At 61.2% G+C, this 17871-nt stretch carries 14 protein-coding genes and 1 pseudogene; all 15 read right to left on the bottom strand.

The genetic code is table 11. The annotated features are described in order from the left end of the window. Window positions 1-15: 15 nt before the first annotated feature. The 15 genes and pseudogenes from ACW4QM_RS04250 to leuC all read right to left on the bottom strand — a co-directional run bounded on the left by ACW4QM_RS04250 (window position 16) and on the right by leuC (window position 17522). Window positions 16-651: a TorD/DmsD family molecular chaperone gene (locus tag ACW4QM_RS04250; protein WP_114539430.1), complete on the bottom strand. Its 636-nt coding sequence runs from the start codon at window positions 649-651 to the stop codon at window positions 16-18. Between the two features lie 199 nt (window positions 652-850). Further along, window positions 851-1432 (bottom strand): 4Fe-4S dicluster domain-containing protein, encoded by a 582-nt coding sequence (locus ACW4QM_RS04245; RefSeq protein WP_114539431.1) that lies wholly within the window; start codon window positions 1430-1432, stop codon window positions 851-853. 2 nt (window positions 1433-1434) lie between these two features. Beyond that, window positions 1435-4011: a molybdopterin-dependent oxidoreductase gene (locus ACW4QM_RS04240; protein WP_452040693.1), complete on the bottom strand. Its 2577-nt coding sequence runs from the start codon at window positions 4009-4011 to the stop codon at window positions 1435-1437. Between the two features lie 30 nt (window positions 4012-4041). Further along, a pseudogene (locus tag ACW4QM_RS04235) lies at window positions 4042-4131 on the bottom strand (twin-arginine translocation signal domain-containing protein); the annotation flags it as partial. A gap of 823 nt (window positions 4132-4954) precedes the next feature. Continuing rightward, window positions 4955-5332, bottom strand: a complete 378-nt coding sequence (gene rplL, locus ACW4QM_RS04230; protein WP_114539433.1) for a 50S ribosomal protein L7/L12 — start codon at window positions 5330-5332, stop codon at window positions 4955-4957. A 91-nt stretch (window positions 5333-5423) separates the two neighbouring features. Next, window positions 5424-5945: a 50S ribosomal protein L10 gene (gene rplJ / locus ACW4QM_RS04225; protein WP_114539434.1), complete on the bottom strand. Its 522-nt coding sequence runs from the start codon at window positions 5943-5945 to the stop codon at window positions 5424-5426. Window positions 5946-6366: 421 nt separating this feature from the next. Next, on the bottom strand, window positions 6367-7785 hold the full coding sequence (locus ACW4QM_RS04220) for a helix-turn-helix transcriptional regulator (protein ID WP_452039264.1): 1419 nt from the start codon (window positions 7783-7785) through the stop codon (window positions 6367-6369). Window positions 7786-8137: 352 nt separating this feature from the next. Continuing rightward, a complete protein-coding gene (locus ACW4QM_RS04215) occupies window positions 8138-9766 on the bottom strand; it encodes an FAD-binding protein (protein ID WP_157012434.1) in 1629 nt (542 codons plus the stop codon). Window positions 9767-10055: 289 nt separating this feature from the next. Continuing rightward, complete coding sequence (locus ACW4QM_RS04210) at window positions 10056-12161, bottom strand: Tat pathway signal sequence (protein WP_415978887.1); 2106 nt, start codon at window positions 12159-12161, stop codon at window positions 10056-10058. A gap of 173 nt (window positions 12162-12334) precedes the next feature. After that, window positions 12335-12742, bottom strand: a complete 408-nt coding sequence (locus tag ACW4QM_RS04205) for a type II toxin-antitoxin system VapC family toxin (RefSeq protein ID WP_157012433.1) — start codon at window positions 12740-12742, stop codon at window positions 12335-12337. Window positions 12743-12751: 9 nt separating this feature from the next. Beyond that, window positions 12752-12985 carry a hypothetical protein gene (locus ACW4QM_RS04200; protein ID WP_022740633.1) on the bottom strand — a complete coding sequence of 78 codons (234 nt, stop codon included), beginning with the start codon at window positions 12983-12985 and terminating at the stop codon, window positions 12752-12754. Window positions 12986-13126: 141 nt separating this feature from the next. After that, a complete protein-coding gene (gene hisS / locus ACW4QM_RS04195) occupies window positions 13127-14443 on the bottom strand; it encodes a histidine--tRNA ligase (protein WP_173114222.1) in 1317 nt (438 codons plus the stop codon). Window positions 14444-14611: 168 nt separating this feature from the next. After that, window positions 14612-15721: a 3-isopropylmalate dehydrogenase gene (leuB, locus tag ACW4QM_RS04190; RefSeq protein WP_161127596.1), complete on the bottom strand. Its 1110-nt coding sequence runs from the start codon at window positions 15719-15721 to the stop codon at window positions 14612-14614. Between the two features lies 1 nt (window position 15722). After that, window positions 15723-16223, bottom strand: a complete 501-nt coding sequence (locus tag ACW4QM_RS04185; protein WP_452040684.1) for a 3-isopropylmalate dehydratase small subunit — start codon at window positions 16221-16223, stop codon at window positions 15723-15725. 12 nt (window positions 16224-16235) lie between these two features. Beyond that, window positions 16236-17522 (bottom strand): 3-isopropylmalate dehydratase large subunit, encoded by a 1287-nt coding sequence (gene leuC / locus ACW4QM_RS04180; RefSeq protein ID WP_302404707.1) that lies wholly within the window; start codon window positions 17520-17522, stop codon window positions 16236-16238. Between the last annotated feature and the right edge of the window lie 349 nt (window positions 17523-17871).

The following is a 17871-nucleotide window of genomic DNA, read 5'->3' as shown; positions in this document are numbered from 1 at the left end:
CCAAAGTATCGCCGGCTACGCACACTCCTTCAGGACGAGGAGACATGCCTCCAGCCCCTTCGCCCAATTAGCATAATACCCCGTTTTGTCCCGCTCCTGCAGCGACTTCGAAAAAATGGGAGTCCAGCGGGCAAGGTGCTCATCGGCAAAACGGGCCGCATCTGCAACGAGAGCACGGCCCTCCTCCTCTTCGTCGGCTAAGGCGGCTCTTAGACAGAGGGCGGAAAGAAAGCCAAGCTCGATGGCGATATGGTCATCGGCCACCTGTTGAAACTTATCGGCTACATAGCCAAGTGACTTATAGAAATTGCGAACATCGAGGGTACTTTCCTGAAAGAGGAGCTGAGGGTTGCCAACATACGTGGATTCCCAGGGAGAAACCTCGAGCGAAGGGCTTACGAATAAGCGATAGTATCCCTCCCCGATGCGCTGGAAGTCATTCTCATCTGTCAAAAACTGGTCCATAGCGCAGGCAATAGCCTCGTTGCCTCCCAACCCAAGAAGGGCAAGAGCTTCCTGGAAGGTATCTTCGCGCAACGCATTGACCTGTCCAACACTGGGCTCTGCGCCGAATACGCTCTGTAACACCTTCAGCACCAAACCGAAGGCAGCCGCCTTTTGCCGATCAAATACGCTTACGTCTGTGCTCATTGGCCTTTCCTTTCCTTCGGCTCGGTAGACAGTTCTCCGAACATTTTCAGATTTGAAAACTTCAGCATATGGAAGGCGACCGCGCACAATTGCAATCGCCTTCCATCTCGCACGCTCATTTCGCGAACACTCGCCTTCGCGGCTTTTCAAATCGCATCTTTCCAGCAAGCATCCCTATAGACGAACGCTGGCGATTCTCTTAATAGACGCTCTGAACAGTGAATTCTTCTTCAAGAGCACAGGCACGCGGGTTTATAAGCAGCGAAGGGTTCGTCTCGCTAGCGGAGGGCAGCACCGGAATCTCCGACACCAAGCCTTCGCCATGAAGAGCGCGCAGATCGTCCAAATCGCCGAACTCCAAGCAGCGCATCAGGCAAGAATCGACACAGACGGGGTTCCCTCCAGCGGCAGTTAAATCCGAACAACCGTCGCACTTACGGCTCACACTTGCCTCCGCGTCATATTGGGGTTGGCCATAGGGGCACGACATTACGCAAGACCGACAACCAATGCATACCTCTTCATCGATAGTTACCAGTCCCTGCTCGTTCTTCGCGCAAGCTCCCGAAGGGCAGTTGCTCACACACGCAGGGTCTTCGCAGTGATTGCAGCCTTCGGAAATGTGGAAGAATGACCCCTCGGGGAAGCGTCCCGCTTCTACCGTCACCACACGGCGGAACAACATTCCCACCGGAAGAGCATTCTTGTCCTTGCAGGCAATCTGACAGGTTCGGCAACCAATGCAATTGACTGCGTCGAAGTAAAATCCCATACGTCCCATCGTTACTCCTCCTCGTCTTTCTGGCATTCGGGCATCGCCACAGGACGCTCCCAATCTTCAGGGCTGCCATCCACCTTGGTCACCGAGCAAATCTGGGTGTTGTATCCCGAGACGCCCGTGCCGCCCGTCACCGAGCCGCACAGCGTGGCGCCGGATCCGCCTAGATCGTTTCCTTGCTCGTCCATCTCAAACCATCCTCCATGGGGTAGCCCAACCACGCCAGGCATGATGCGGTTGGTCACACAAGCCTGACGCACCACCCGACCGTAATCGTTCTCAACGAGAACCGTGTCGCCGGTCTCAATGCCTAACGACTCGGCATCTTCCAGACTTATGAACAGCGGGCGTTTGAATGCCTCGCGAAGCTCCAAGACGTTATCGAAGTGAGCGTGCGCTGTACGGGGGTAGTGAGGATTGAAGAGCTGGAAGGGATACGGGCCTTTTTCGCGTGCCTCATAGTTCGCAAATGTTGCCTTATAGCCGAACTTCTGATCATCGACGTATTCGGGCACGGGGGACACGACGCCCCATCCTGCGCGAGAGGTTTGCTCTTCCAGGCGACGACAGTACAGTTCCATCTTGCCGCTTTCGCTCGCGAGGGGATTTTCCTCGGGAGCAGTTCGGAACGCCTCGTATGCGATGTGCCCGTGATTGTCAGATTCAGAACGGGGTACGGTTATCACGCCCTGCTTTAGCGCGTCCCGGTAGGAAATCTTACCTTCTTGGGGCTCACCTTCCACGCCGAGGGCTGCGATGTCCTCTGCGGTAAAGGTAACAAGGGGCGAGAAGGTCTTTCCGTCGTCCTCAATAATCTGCGTCCCGGAAATCTGATAGAACGATTGCTGCTCGTCGGAGTACGGATAGGCCAAATCGGGGTCGATGCCCCAGCGCGCGAGGAGTTCGCGTCCAATCCACGTGACCGACTTCGACTCCCAGAGCGGATCACACACCTTATCGCCCAAGAAAGCCGCCTCTCGCCCCGTGAACATACCCAACTGGGGCGGCAGCTCCCAGGGCGAGCACACGGGAAGTACGATATCGGAGTACTGGGCGTTCGGATTGAACGTAAGCGCATGGGTCACCACAAAATCCATCTTTCGGTAGGCCTCGATACCCTTTATCTGGTCTTCCGTACGGCTGAGCATATTGAGCGAATAGTTGTAGATACAGCGAACATCAATCTCGCGCTCTTCGCCTTCGAGAAATTGGCCAAGGCCGTTGTACACGTAGCGACCCTCCAGAATCGCGGGCCACAGCAGCGGATCCTGAATACAATCATCAACGGGGTCGGGCACGCATGGCAACTTTCTCCAGCCCGGGTTGATGAGCGCATTGCCACCACTTGCCGAGGTGTCGCGCAAGCTGCTGCCGGTCATATGGCCCGACTTGCCGAAATGTCCACCGAGCACGCACCCCACTGCCATAAGAATCTGAGGAAGGTTATCTACGTCGTTACAGCGCCCCGGACCCCATCCACAAAGCAGGGCCGTCTTATTTTCCATACCCAGCACATAGGCAATCTCTCGAATCTTGCCTGCAGGAACGCCGCAAATCTCCTCTGCCCACTCGGGATTTTTGGCACAACCGTCATAGATTCCCAGAATATGGTCTTTGAAGTTCCTCTCGGTGTCGGCGCCCTCCGGCATGGATTCGGCATCGAAGCCGATGGAGCAGCGATTGACCACGTCCCAATCAATAAGCGGATTACTCTTGGGATCATCCTCGGTGATCATCACGTAGGCGCACGCCATGAGAAACGCGATATCAGTGCCAGGGCGAATGGGCACCCATTCCGCACCCAAGACCTCTGCCGTGTCCGTATGCATGGGGTCGATGCAGTAAAACTTGCATCCGGCGTCTCTCATGGGCACGAAATTCGCCCACAAGGTTGTGCCGTCAGAGCTCCAAGCAGGGTTCACGCCAACCATGACCGCGTATTCGCAGTTGCGTGCGTCAAGTCGATCATTAAGCATGTCGATGCCGCCACCAGCATTAGCTGTTCCAAAACCCACCAGTTCGGGAACGTTCTGGAAAGAGCCCGCCGAGCCCGTGCCGTAATGGGACACTTGACCGCCGTAAAGATTCAGCACATTGAAGAATTCCAGCCCCTTGATGAAGAAGTCAGGAAAATCGATGTACATTTCATAATCAACATAAGTACGGTTCGTGGGCTGTTGACCGCTTCCGAGAATGGCACGGTTTCCATAGGTTTCCTTGATGCGCGTTATTTCGTCTGCCACCATATCGAGAGCTTCGTCCCACGAGATGCGCTCCCACTCGTCAATGCCACGTAGGTCACCGTTGACGTTATCGCCGCCACCCGGCTGCCAGTGCTTCCGCTTCATAGGGAAGCGAACGCGGTCCTTCGAGAACACGTCAAACTTTCTCGAGCGGCCACGCAAGCAGGCGCGGTGCTGAGGATGATTGAAAGAATCGTCGTGGGTGTCGTCAGTTTTAAGCCTGAGGACGGTGCCGTCTTTCACATAGGCTTTGAGTCCACATTTGCCGCCGCAATGCGCCCAGCACACTACTGGCTTCCACTCCGGTTCAACTTCTTCCAACTCTCCTGTCTCTGCCATTCGGACGTTGTTTTCGGAGCACCCTAGGCTTGTAGCGCCCAAGGCAGCAACCGTGGCGGCACACGCGCCAATGAAGCCCCTTCGAGACAAATCTGACAATCTCTTCTCCGTATTAGACATAGTTCCCCTTTTCTCTCTACGGGATAAAGCGTTCTTGCAAACATCCCGGTTTGCAAGCGCCGACAATCCGCAAGATAGAACGCGGGGCTATACTTGTCCTCATCTATTCAGACGTTTGCGGGTTTTGGGACTAGTTCTTTTGGATGAGTCCAGTTTTGACCTGGGTTTTTTGTTATTTAGCTATAGTGAAGTTGCCGTCAATGCGACCATCTGATGGCGCGAGCGAAGGCAGCGACGAGGCGAACGCAATATTTAGAGCACCGTACTACTATCTCCCCAATGCCCTCGCTCGCTTCTAATGCCAACAAATAAGCACGACTAACCATTTCCAAATATCAAGGCTCGGTCATTCGCTATTGTTCGCAATGTCCATCCATTGCGTTCACGGACCACCCGTACGCGAACGCCAGCAAATGAAAGACTCGGAACCCTCATGAGCATCTATGATTTCAGCGTTAGAGTCTAAGGCGACACCGACGTGCCGCTGTCCAAATACAAGGATAAGGTGCTTCTTATCGTTAACACCGCCACCAGTCACGGTTTCACCCCACAGTACGAAGGCCCGGAGAAGACGGGCGCCGCCTGGATCTTCTATCCCGACAAGATGGAAGTCACCAACAAGACCACCGACTACGATGCCCTCGTGAAAATCCTACAAGGACGGCCTCGCCCAAACCCAGCGCGACATCACATCCCTCGTAGAGTGGCTGGGCTAAGCCGACCGAGAGCCGGCAATCCTCCGAAGACAAAAAAGGACCCCTCTCGTAAGCGGGGTCCTTGTGTTCAACCGTGATGGTTGGGAGAAGTCTTCGCGAAAGCGAATTTACTTCAGGGTCACAGCGGCGCCAGCCTCTTCCAGCTTCGCCTTGATCTCCTCGGCCTTCTCCTTGTTCACGCCCTCGGCGACAGCCTTCGGAGCGCCCTCGACGACCTCCTTGGCCTCCTTCAGGCCCAGGCCGGTGATCTCGCGGACAACCTTGATGACGGCGATCTTGTTGTCGCCGAAGCCCTCGAGCACGACGTCGAAGTCGGACTTCTCCTCGGCGGCAGCGCCACCCTCAGCCGGAGCGGCGGCGGCCACGGCCACCGGAGCGGCGGCGGACACGCCAAAGGTCTCCTCGATGTCCTTCACGAGCTCGGAAGCCTCGAGCAGGGACATCTCCTTCAAAGCCTCAATGATCTCTTCACGAGTAACAGCCATGTTAGTTTCCTTTCAAAGGGGGCCGGCACCTCTTCGCGCCGACCGTTATTTCTTCTTGCGTTACGCGACCCGTCTCAGGCCGCCCGAGCTGTTAGGCAGCTTCCTTCTGCTCGGCCACGGCCTTGACGACCTGGGCCAAACCGCGCGGCACACCGTTGATGGTGGTAGCCAGACCGCGAGCGACGCCGGAGATGGCACCGGCGATCTGAGCCATGAGCTGCTCGCGAGAGGGCAGAGAAGCGATGGCCTCCACCTCTGCGGCCGACACGGCAGCGCCTTCCATCAGGCCGCCCTTGATCTCAAGGTTCTCGTTGGCCTTAGCGAAGGTCTTCAGGGCCTTAGCCGATGCGGCCACGTCGTTGCCGGAGAACACGAACGCGCTGGGGCCGGCGAGCATATCGTCGAGCGTCGGCAGTTCGGCCTCAGCGAGCGCCAGGTGAACCAGCGTGTTCTTGTAGACCTTCATCACCGAGCCGGTCTCGCGAATGTCGCGGCGCAGCTGCTGCATCTCCTTCACGGTAAGGCCGCGGTAATCCACGACCCACATGGCGGAAACGCCGTCGAGATCCTCCTTGATGCTGGCGAGCATCTCCTTGTTCTGAGCGTTGGGCATGTTGTACGTACACCTCCTTCTCAAAGCTTTCCGGGTTCCGCACCTGTGCTGGGTGGGCCGCAAGCCTTAAGATGAGAAAAGCGGCCCCCGCCCATAAGACGGAGGCCGCAGAAATTCACGGTTGCGAATCTTCGACCACCTCGGCGGGCCGCTTTCGCGATTAAACCGAGCCGTTGCGCCAGGTGTCGCCCCTTCCGGAACGCCCCGCAGGCGGTTGCAGACTCGGTACCTGCTGTCTTAAGTAGCGGAACATATCTGTTCGTTGCACTGCCCACCTTTGGGCAGCTCGTCTATTCTAGAGCGAATCCCGCCCGTGTCAACGGGTTTTTCTCCCCTCTCCAAAAAACCCGCGCGAGCGGCAGCCTGCGCAGCCCGGCCAGCGGCAGCCTGCGCAACCCAATCAGCAGCAACCTGCAGTTGCTTACGAACGAAGGCCCAGCAGCTCGAACAGCTCCTTGCGGGAGTTGATGCCCATCTTCTCGTAAATGTGGCGCGTGTGGGCCTTGAACGTACCCTCGGCGATAAACAGCTCCTGCTGAATGACGCGGCCGGTCTTCCCCTCGGCCAGAAGCGCCAGCACCTCCTGCTCGCGAGGGCTTAGACGATAGGTGCGCGAGAACTCCTCCACGCGCTCGGCGGCGCGCTCCTCCTCGGCCGTGCGCTGCACGAGGCCGCCCTCCTCCAGGATGGACACGCCCCACTTGCTAGCCAGCTCCTTCTCGGAGAACAGCAGCACCGTGGCCGCCAAAATGAGTACCGACACGATGACCGTCACCGCCAGAGCCTCGGTGGACGCCGGCAGCCCGAGCATGCCCAGCGCATCGGTGGCGCCGCCACCAGCCAGCTGCAGCAACTGCTCGGCGTTCTTGATGGCCATGAACGCCACGATAGCCACACCCAAGCGCTTGGCGATGTCGAACAGCAGGAACATCACGAGGAAGGACATGAGCGAGTAGCTGATGGCGATGAGGTAGCTGGACGCCGCCGTGCCGAACAGACTCTCGGCCGGCACCAGCAGAAAGCCGCACACCATGAGCACCACGGGAGATCGGTACAGAAGCCCGATATTGAACCGCTTCGACGCGAAATAGGCCGTGGCGAACAGCACCGCCATGAGAATGAACGTCGAGGCCGACGAGTGCCTCCCCGCGCCCGCCACCAGCTGGTTCGCCCGCATGCCGTAGGCGAAGGCGTACAGGCCGTACAGCACGAACAGCTTCCACGGGTAGGAGAACTTCGGCACGCCCCGCTTGGGACGATCGGCCGCAGGCACATGCTCGTAGGCGCCCTGCAGGCACAGCGTCGCCAGCAAAGGCAAAAGCACGAGCATGGCCTGGGCCTGAAGGCCGACAAGCCCCTCGCAGAAGAACGTGATGACCGAGCCTAGAAGCATCGCGCCCGACAGGAACAGGAAGATGCGCAACAGACTGAAGGTGGCCAGCACTTCCGCGGCCAGCAGCAGGAAGAGACCATAGCCCACGCCCGCCGCCAGCGATCCCGCGACCATGAGCCCCAAGGACGCCCCCGGGATCCAGGCAGTCGCCACGCACAGCAGCGATGCAGCCGCCATACAGCCGGAGGAGACCGCCTTCACCACGCGATTCTCGTTCAGGGGCACCAGACGCCGGAACAGCAGCACCACGAGAATGCTGACGGCAATGAAAGCGATGTCGAACGTGAGGTGAGAATCGAAGTCGCTCGACGGCGCGCCCAGCACGCCCGCGCCCGACGTTCCCGTGAACGTCAGCGTCGCCCACGCCCGAGCGCACCCGTAAGCGCAGACGTAGCGCCGCCCGCCCCTCAAGAGCGCCCGACGATCTTCCGCATTCTCGCTCTTCACACTCAGCCCCTTTGCAACCCTCGTGTCAATCTCGCCCGTCTATTATGGCAGAAATTTCGAGTTGTTAGACATATCCTCTGTCTACGCCTGAACCTAACTGCGCTTTTTGTCTTTCAAAAGGCGGAAAGTCTTTTCCGAGCTCCTCTTTCGACGAAATCAGGCCATCCTCAGGGAACCGAATGTCTAACAACTCGAAATTATTCCCAGAAAACATGCCCCACATTTTCCAGAAGTCCCAATCCGTGGCAAGTCCCGCTTTTTCCACGTCCCCAATTCGGCGGAAACGGCAAAGCCGACGCCCGGTGAGGGGCGTCGGCTCAGAGGGAGGGTGAGAAAAGCGCCGTTAGCGAGTCTACAGGCCGGCGACGTAGCGGCCCGTGGCGAAGCCGGTGGTGATGGCGCGGCCCACCGACAGGCCCTCGATGTCCATGGGGTAGTTGCTGTTGCCGAAGAAGGGACCGGAAGCGTTTCCGACGGCGAACAGGCCCTCGATCGGCTTCATGTCGACGTCCAGGCACTGGAAGTTGCCGTCGCACCACAGGCCGTCCACCAGGGCGTCGATGTTGTTCGCGCCGCGCGGCACCGCGTAGCAGGGGGCCTCGATCGGCACCATATACTCGTCGCGCTTGCCGAAGTCCTCATCGCCGTTGCCGGCGGCCACCAGCTCGTTGTAGCGGTTGATGGACTCGACGATGGCCTCCACGGTGTAGTCGTGGGCCCAGCCCTCCTCGTCGGCGTAGGCGATCATGCCCTCGGCCAGCTCCTCCAGCGTGTCGCCCTTGATCCAGGCTTCGGGATCGACGTTGCGGTAGGCGTTGTGGATGGAGATGTCGGAGAAGTCCTTCCAGGCATCGTAGTGCTCCTCCCAGTTCGTGGGCACGATGGAGAAGAACTTGGCGGCCGTGGACTCGGCGAAATCGACTTCGGCCAGGTACTTGTTGGTGAACTCGTTCAGATAGCCCATGCGGCAGCAACCCTCGTCCATGAAGCGCTTGCCGTGACGGTCGAGGAACAAATACGGCATCTCGAAGCGCACCTTCGGGCCCTCGCCGTGCACCATCTTGGTGTGAGAGGCGGGGCACATCTGGGCGCCGGCCCACATGGCGGCCTTCAGGCCCGTGCCGTTGCGGAAGTCGACGGCCTGATGCAGGCCCTTCGCGTCGGGGGTGTAGTAGTACAGCATCTCGGAATCGCCCACATAGTCGCCGGCGGCCATGATGACGCCCTTGTTGGCACGCAGCAGCACATGAGCGCCGTCCTTGGTCTCGCCGATGGCACCCGCCACGCGGCCGTCCTCCACGAGCAACTGCACGCAGGGGGTCTCGAAGAAGATCTCGGCGCCCTCGGCCTGCACGGCGTCGCCGATGACGAGCGCGCCCTTCTGATGGCCCTCGTCATGGAAGTAGGTGTTGGCATGGAAGAACACCTCATGCCCGTTGCAGTTCACCGTGTAGTCGTAGGGCTTCGACTCGCTGCCGCCCTTGGCCGCAGCCTCGGCCCACCAGGCCAGCGCCTCCTGGGAGTTGCGGGCCCAGGTCTCTACCTGGCCCAGGTTGGCGCGGTAGTCGCTCTTGTAGTTGATGAAGGACAGCACCGCCTTAATGCCGGCCTCGTTCGTCTTCGTCAGGTCGATGGAAGCGCCCATGTTGCCGGCGGTCTGCACGATGGACAGACTCTGCAGCGCGCCCACCGTGGCGCCCGCCTCCAAGGCGGCGTGCATAGCAGAAAGCCCCGACTCGCCCGCGCCGACGACTACGACGTCGTAGGTGTGCTCCTCGTCGAACTCGGTGATTTCGGCCGGCTTCTGCAAAAAGCTCGGGCCCACGTAGGTAGATCCGTCCTCGGCAGCGGCGGCGCCCGTGCTCGCCATCTTCTGCTGGGGAGCGCAGCCCGCGAGCGCGCCGGCTCCGGCAGCGGTGATGGCGGCCAGGCCACCGAACTTGAACAGGTCGCGGCGAGAAACATTCATTCCGTTGGTCATGATGGGTCCCTTTCCCTCACTCGTGACGCCGAGCTTCTCTGAAAGCTCGGTTGCAGCGTCCGTGCTGCGTTGGTTTGCGGAGAAGCTTTTCGCTTCGCCGCCGCAGCTCCCTCGCTGCACCACGCACTATGGACGCCTTGGCAAATCCACGCATCGACCAAGCGGGAAAAAGAAGTTTAAAGCTTTAAACCCTCCTATAAACCTTCATGTTGACCTGGGAAAACAAAAGCGAGCGAGATTGCTCCCGCTCGCTTTAAACCTTAAGAATTACGTTGGCTCCGAAGCGCCCCTAGGCCACTTTCTCGGTGTCCTCGCCAGAAGCAACGTCGGCAGGCGTCTGGGCGGCCCCGTTATCCTGCACCACATCGTCCTCGGGCTCGCCGGAGGCGTTCTCGGAGGCCTTGCCGCCCTCGCCCAGAATCTCATAGGCCGGGCTCACGTTGGAACCGGCAGCTTCCACGTAGGTGAAGTTGATCTCGTCGCCCACCTTATAGCCGACGATGTCCAGCAGCCCCGGCAGCGCGAAATCGAAGATGGAGCCGTCCTCCCCTTCCACGGTCAGGTAGAAGTGGGTGTTGCCCTCGATGACCGCCTGATTCATGGAGCGGATGGTGCCCTTCACCGTCACCACATCGGTCGCGCCGCCCTCGCCCTCGGCCACCACGCCGTTGGTGGCGAGCAGCGCCTCGTAGGCCTTCTGGGTGTCGGCCACCGTATCGCCCACGGCCACGTTCTGGTAGCGCTGGATGTCGATCATGGCGAACTTCTTCACCAGGCCCGCGCCGTCCTTCAGGGCCATGAAGTAGGTCGGCTGGTTCGACACGTTGATGAGCAGCGGGAACGTGGAGGTGTAGCGCAAGTTCTGCACCTGGCCCTCGGCGGACTGCATGGCAGAGTCCTCCGTGGCGCCCGAGACGCTGTAGAAGTGCGACTCCTGGGTGCGCTGGTTCACCAGCACGAAGCCGATGATGGAGTTGTCGGCCGTGGCCGAGGTGACGCCGGTGTACACCCACACGTCGTCGTCCTTGGCGATGTAGTTGTAGCCCAGCGTGCCGTCGGTGCCGGGCGTTGTGCGCACCACGCCCTCCTGGCCGAGGAACGAGTTCAGCCAGCCGTTGTTGTAGGCCCCCCACCAGTTGTACTGCTGGATGAGCAGCTCGGCGGGAAACACGCGGTCGACCCACTCGGGGCAGTCGGCCACGGCGAGGTCTTGGGTCTCGCCGGTGGTGGCGTCACACAGCACCACGCGACTGATGGTCTCGCCACCGAAGAGTCCGATGGTGAAATCCTTCACGGGACAGATCCACCAGGGGTGGCCGTCCTCATCGATTTCGAAGGACTTCTCGCCGAACATGTAGAAGGGGTAGGACAACTGCACGTGGCGGTCGATGTTGCGCACGAGCGGCTCGGACTGCGAGTAATAGATGGGGCTGTCTTCCAGACGCACGATCTCGGCGTCCTGGGTGGTCATGTTCACGAGCGCGTAGGCCGGGATGCCGCCCTCGCGGTTGGTGAACCACTTGAACAGGTCGGCGTAGCCCAAGGGGCTCACGCGAACCGGCGTGCCCTGGTAGTTGATCTGCGAGTACAGGTTCGACACCTCGAACTGGCTGACGTACTCGGGGATGGAGCCCATCTCGCGGTTGCCCAGCAAAATGGCGGAATCGCGGTCGATGACGGGAATCTCCGAATAGTTCACTTCCTTGATGTCCTGGGCAAACTCCAGCGTGTCGGTCTTCAGCACGTTGGAATACTTCTCGGCATTGCCCGGGAAGATCGCCATGGACATAAGGGCGCCAATGGCCACGAGCGCCACCACGGCCACGGGCACGAAGGACAGAATGCGGAAGGTCTTCGCCTTACCCTCGTTCTTCGTCACTTCCTTGGTGCCCGTCTTGTACTGCTTGGAGCGCATCCAGAAAACGAGGAACAGCGGCAGCAGGATAACGATGAAGACGAAGCCCCAGAAGTCCGTGGAGTGAATGTTGATGGCCGGATGGAACCACCAGTAGGCACCGGCGATGACGAGCAGCGCCAGCACGATGATGAGCGCCAGCCATTTCTTAGAAGGCAGGTGGAAGTCGTTGGCGAGGAACTCGAAATCGACCGTAGGGCCACCATGGCCGCCATCGCCGCCATAACCGGAGCCGGAGCCGCCATGGCCGCGACCGCCGCCGTTGCCCGCACCCCCGAACCCGCCGAAGCCTCCGAAGGGAAAGCCGCCCACACCGCCGCGCGAGCCCGACGCTCCCGCGCCGGCGCCCGAGCCGGAACCCGGCGTCTGCGGCCCGGACGACGCCGAATCCGACGCACCGGTGCCCGAGCCCACGCCATCGGTGTTCATACCCGACTGGCGCAACGCCTCAAGCAGCGAATCCAAACCAGATTGTGCCACGTAACTCATCCTCTCTTATCGGCCGCAGCGCACCGCGCGGCGACCTCGTCCTGGGGCCCCGTTGGCCCCGTAGAAGGTTTCGTGACACTATACAGGAAGGCCCCGCGCCAACACCCAACCCGTCAAATACCCGAAAGAAAACCACGGGCCTGAAGATTTTCTTCACTGCGACCTTAAAAGTCTACCTCCGCCCACAACTCCAGAAGCAATCCCTCGACACGCCGGAACACCCTCGTGTTGTTCGAAACGAGCGTCGCGCCATGGGCAAGGGCCGTCGCGGCAATCAGCAGATCGTTCGGCCCGATTATGCAACCGCGCCGCTTCAAGTCGGCCCGGACTCGCGCGTAGCAGGCGGCGCACCGGGAATCGAAGGGAATGATGTGCAGCGGCGACAAGAGGCTCTCTACAAAATAGCGGCCCTCTTCGGGATTGTTACTGTTCTCGGCCCCGTACAGCAGCTCGGCCTCGACGATAGCCGGCACGCCGAACAGATCCGGCGAGCTTTTCCGCATGATCTCCTGGGCCCGCGGCAGATGGCCCCGCATGATCTCGATGCACACATCGGAGTCGAAGAAATACATGACGGCCCCTTACGCGAACAGAACGATCTCGTCGAGGTCTCCCTCTTCCTCGGGGACGACGAACGTCGGATCCTTCAGACAGCCGTAGACGTTATCCCAGTAGCCCGACGGCCAGCCGCGCCCTTCCCCACTCTCGCGAATGAGCCCCGTCACGTACCTCGACATCGACTGATGCGCTCGAGACGACTTCTCGCGCAGCATTTCCATGGTCGGCTCATCCAGATACAAAGACAACTGCGGCATAGCGCACCTCCTGTATACTTGCAATTCAAGTATACTTGCAGCTATACTTGCTGTCAAACCCGAAGAAACAGGAAAAGCTGTCGACGCATCGCCGCATCGACAGCTCCCTCTTTGACGCCAGAAAGCAGAACGAGAAAGTTCCTACGAAATCGCGCGACCTAGCTCGCCGACGACTTCTTCCAGGCGCACCTTGGCCTCGGTGTGGGTGGCCATGTCGCGCAGAGTCACCTCACCCGCATCCAACTCGTCGGGGCCGAGGACGGCCACGCGGGCCGCACCCAGCTTGTCGGCCAGCTTGAACTGGCTCTTCAGCGAGCGCTTCTGGTGATCCATCTCGGTCGTGAAGCCGGCGTCGCGACATTCCTGTACGAGCGCGAAGGCCCGGGCGCGCACGGAATCATCGACGCAGGCCACGAACAGGTCGCACTTCTGGGCCCGCGGGAATTCCACGCCGGCCGCTTCCAGGGCCAGCACGCAGCGCTCGAAGCCGAGCGCGAAGCCGAGACCCGGCGTGGGACGGCCCCCCACCTCCTCGGCCAGCTTGTCGTAGCGCCCGCCGCCACCGATGGCGTTCTGGGCGCCCATGCCGTTGTCCACCTGCACCTCGAACACCGTACGGGTGTAGTAATCCAGGCCGCGCACGAGCTTGTAGTCCTCCTCGTAGACAACCCCGGCGCCATCGAGCAGAACCTTCACCGCATCGTAGTGCTCGCGGCACTCGTCGCACAAGTGGTCGGTGATCTTCGGCGCGTCAGCCATAATGGCCGCGCACTGGGGATTCTTGCAGTCGAACGCCCTCAGCGGATTCACCTCGGCGCGCGTCATGCAGGTGTCGCACAGCTCGTCGGCGTGCTCGTCCATGTAGGCGCGCACGAGCTCGCGGTAGGCCGGACGGCACTGCTCGCAGCCCATGGAGTTCAACAGAAGGCGCATGGAATCGCGCGGGATGCCCACCTTCTCGTAAAAGCGCATGAGCATGATGATGGCCTCGGCATCGATCGTAGGCTCCTCGGCGCCCAGGCACTCCACACCCACCTGATTGAACTGGCGCTGACGCCCCTTCTGCGGGCGCTCGGCGCGGAACATCGGGCCTGCGTACATGAGCTTCGCCGGGGCCGCGCCCTGCGGCACCAAATCGTGCTGCACTACGGCGCGCACCACACCGGCCGTGCCCTCGGGGCGCAAGGACAGGCGGCTCTTCGCCTTCGGGGCCTTCCCCTCTTCCACCCAGCGACGCAGATTCTCACCGGAAATGGCCGTGAACATCTCCTTGGACACCACATCGGTCGCTTCGCCGATGCCGCGGACGAAGAGCTCGGTCTGCTCCATGATGGGCGTCTCGATGGGCAAATACCCGTAGGCGCCGAACACCTCGGCCGCCGTCTGCTTGAACTGATTCCAGAACAGCGCCTCGTCAGGCAGAAGATCGCGAGTCCCCTCGGGAGCGTTAATGGCCATGGTGATATCCTTTTTCGTCGACGGGGCTTTGCGGCCCTGGTAAGTGAAACTTCGGGTATTGTAACGCAGAAAGGACGACCCCGCAGGCCGCCCTTTCCCAATGGTTTTGCAAGTTTAATCCCAGCGGCGATGGCGGCGAGCCGACAGGCCGACGAAACGGGCGAGGCGCTACAGATGCTCGACCACCAAGTCGCCCATCTTCGCGGTGCCCACAACCTTGTCGACCGGGGTCTCGGCGTCCTTGATGTCGCCGGTGCGCCAACCGGCGTCCAGCACCTCGGTGACGGCGCGGCGGATGTCGTCGGCGGCCTCGCCCATGCCGAAGCTGTAGCGCAGCATCATCTCCACGGAAAGGATCTGTGCCAGCGGGTTGGCGATACCGCGCCCGGCGATGTCCGGCGCGCTGCCGTGGCTCGGCTCGTACAGGGCCACGCCGTCGCCCAAAGAAGCGCTGGCGAGCATGCCCAGCGAGCCCGTGATCTGGGCGGCCTCGTCAGAGAGAATGTCGCCGAACATGTTCTCGGTCACCACCACGTCGAAATCGGCGGGACGGTTGATGAGCTGCATGGCCGTGTTGTCCACCAGCAGGTCCTCCAGCTCCACATCGGCGTAGTCCGCGTCGTGCACGCGATGCACGATCTCGCGCCACAGGCGGCTCGTCTCCAGCACGTTGGCCTTGTCCACACTCGTCACCTTGCCGCGGCGCTTGCGGGCGATTTCGAAGGCCTGGCGGGCGATGCGCTCGATCTCGTACTCGGAGTACTCCAGCGTGTCGTAGGCGCGCTGGCCCGGCGCTCCGTTCACGCCGGCGGCCGGCTCGTCGTAGAAGCGCTCGCGGCGACCGAAGTACAAGCCACCGGTGAGCTCGCGGACGATCATCATGTCCACGCCGTCGACGATCTCCGGGCGCAGCGTGGAGGCGTCGGCCAGAGCGTTGAAGATCTGCACGGGACGCAGGTTGGTGTACAGGCCCAGCTCCTTACGGATGCCCAAGAGCCCCTGCTCCGGGCGCGGGGCGGCAGGATCGGTGGTGTCCCACTTAGGGCCGCCCACGGCAGCCAGCAGCACCGCGTCGGAGGCGCGGGCCGCATCCAGCGTCGCCGTCGGCAAGGGCTCGCCTGTCGCATCGATGGCCGCACCGCCGATGAGCGCGTCGGTGTACTCGAAGGCGGTGTCGTACTTCGCACCCACGGCGTCCAGCACCTTCACGCCCTCGGCAATGATCTCCGGCCCGATGCCGTCGCCGGCAAGCAGGCAAATCTTGTAGGTAGTCGTCATGCTACGCGTCCTTTCCGAGCTTCTTCTGCCAGCGGGGCACGAGGCCTCCCGCGTTGATGATCTCCATGAGGAACGGCGGGAAAGGCTGGGCCGTGAAGGTCTCGCCCGTGGTCTCGTCGGTGATGGTGCCCGTATCGGCGTCCACGCTCACGACATCGCCGTTGCTGATGGCGTCCACGGCCTCGGGGCATTCCATGATGGCCAGCCCCGTGTTGATGGCGTTGCGATAGAAGATGCGTGCGAAGCTCTTGGCGATGACCACGTCCACCCCGGCCGCCTTGATGGCGATGGGGGCGTGCTCGCGCGACGAGCCGCAGCCGAAGTTCTCGTCGGCCACAATGATGTCGCCGGGCTGCACGTTGTTAACGAATTCCACGTCCAGATCCTCCAGGCAGTGGCGCGCCAGCTCCGCCGGGTCGGAGGTGTTCAAATAACGGGCGGGAATGATGACGTCGGTATCGATGTCGCGCCCGTAGCGGTGCACGGTTCCCTTGAATTTCATGGGGCTTCCCTCCTACTCCGCCGCGTCCGCGGCATCTTCCAAATCTTCGGGAAGGCCGATGTGGCCGAGCACGGCCGAGGCGGCGGCCACGGCCGGCGAGGAGAGGTACACCTCGCTGGTGGGGTCGCCCATGCGGCCGACGAAGTTGCGGTTGGTGGTGGCGATGGCACGCTCCCCCGCAGCGAGGATGCCCATGTAGCCGCCCAGGCACGGCCCGCAGGTGGGGGTGGACACGGCGCAGTGGGCGTCGATGAAAATGTCCATGAGCCCCTCGGCGATGCACTGCTGGTACACCTTCTGGGTGGCGGGGATGACGATGCAGCGCACGTCCGGATGCACCGTGCGGCCCTTGAGCACCGCCGCGGCCTGACGCATGTCGGCGAGGCGTCCGTTGGTGCAGCTGCCGATGACGGCCTGGTCGATCTTCACGTCGCGGGCCTCGGCCACCGGGCGCGTGTTGGAGGGCAGATGCGGGAAGGCCACCGTGGGCACGATGTCGGCGGCGTCGATTTCGATGACCTGGGCGAACTGCGCGTCCGCATCGGAGTAGTAGGCGGTGTAGGGCCGCTCGGCGCGCTCGTCCAGGTAGGCGCGGGTCACGTCGTCCACGGGAATGAGGCCCGCCTTGCCACCGGCCTCGATGGCCATGTTCGAGATGGAAAGGCGCTCGTCCATGGGCATATTCTCGATGGCGCTGCCTGTGAACTCCATGGCTTTGTACAGGGCGCCGTCCACGCCGATCATGCCGATGATGTGCAGGATGACGTCCTTGCCCGTGACACCGGGGGCCAGCTCGCCGTTGATGACGAACTTGATGGTCTCGGGCACCTTGAACCAGGCCTTGCCCGTGGCCATGCCCACGCCGGCATCGGTGGAGCCCACCCCCGTGGAGAACGCGCCCAGCGCGCCGTAGGTGCAGGTGTGGCTGTCGGCGCCGATGATGAGGTCGCCCGCGCCCACGACGCCCTGCTCCGGCAGAAGCGCGTGCTCCACGCCCATGCAGCCCACCTCGTAGTAGTGGGTGATGCCCTGCTCGCGCACGAAATCGCGCACGATCTTGGCTTGCTCGGCGGACTTGATGTCCTTGTTGGGGGTGTAGTGGTCGGGCACGAGGGCGATCTTGGTCGGATCGAACACCTTGTCGGTGATCTCGCGAACGGTCTTGATGGCGATGGGGGCCGTGATGTCGTTGGCGAGCACCAAATCCAGATCGCATTCGATCAACTGGCCTGGCTCCACCTCATCCAGCCCCGCATGGGCGGCGAGAATCTTCTCCGCCATGGTCATGGGACGAGTCAAGGGATACTCCTTTGCGCGCGGTAAACATTACTCTCACACTCGGCTATTGTAGCACCGTGTGTTTTTCCACTTGGTTTCCCTGGGCCTAAGTGCGAGATTTTCCACGCAAAAGCACTCGTCGCCTTTTTCGGGCCCTTCCCCATCCCTCTTTTCGGAATTCTCGCAGTAAATGCCAGTTCGACCCCGAAATGGCCGGCTTCCATCTGTCCCTTCTGCCATTTCTGCCCTCAACTGGCATTTTTCTGCCGCTTCAGGCCCGTAATGGCAGAGAGCTTCCGAACGTATCGACCATTTCGGGGTCGAACTGGCATTTGGCGGGAAGATTTCGAAAACGAAGCCAGCCGCTAAC

It is taken from the genome of Adlercreutzia sp. CNCM I-6207, from assembly GCF_977072305.1.
The sequence above is the reverse complement of the archived record's forward strand: the minus strand, read 5'-3'. Positions and strand labels throughout refer to the sequence as shown.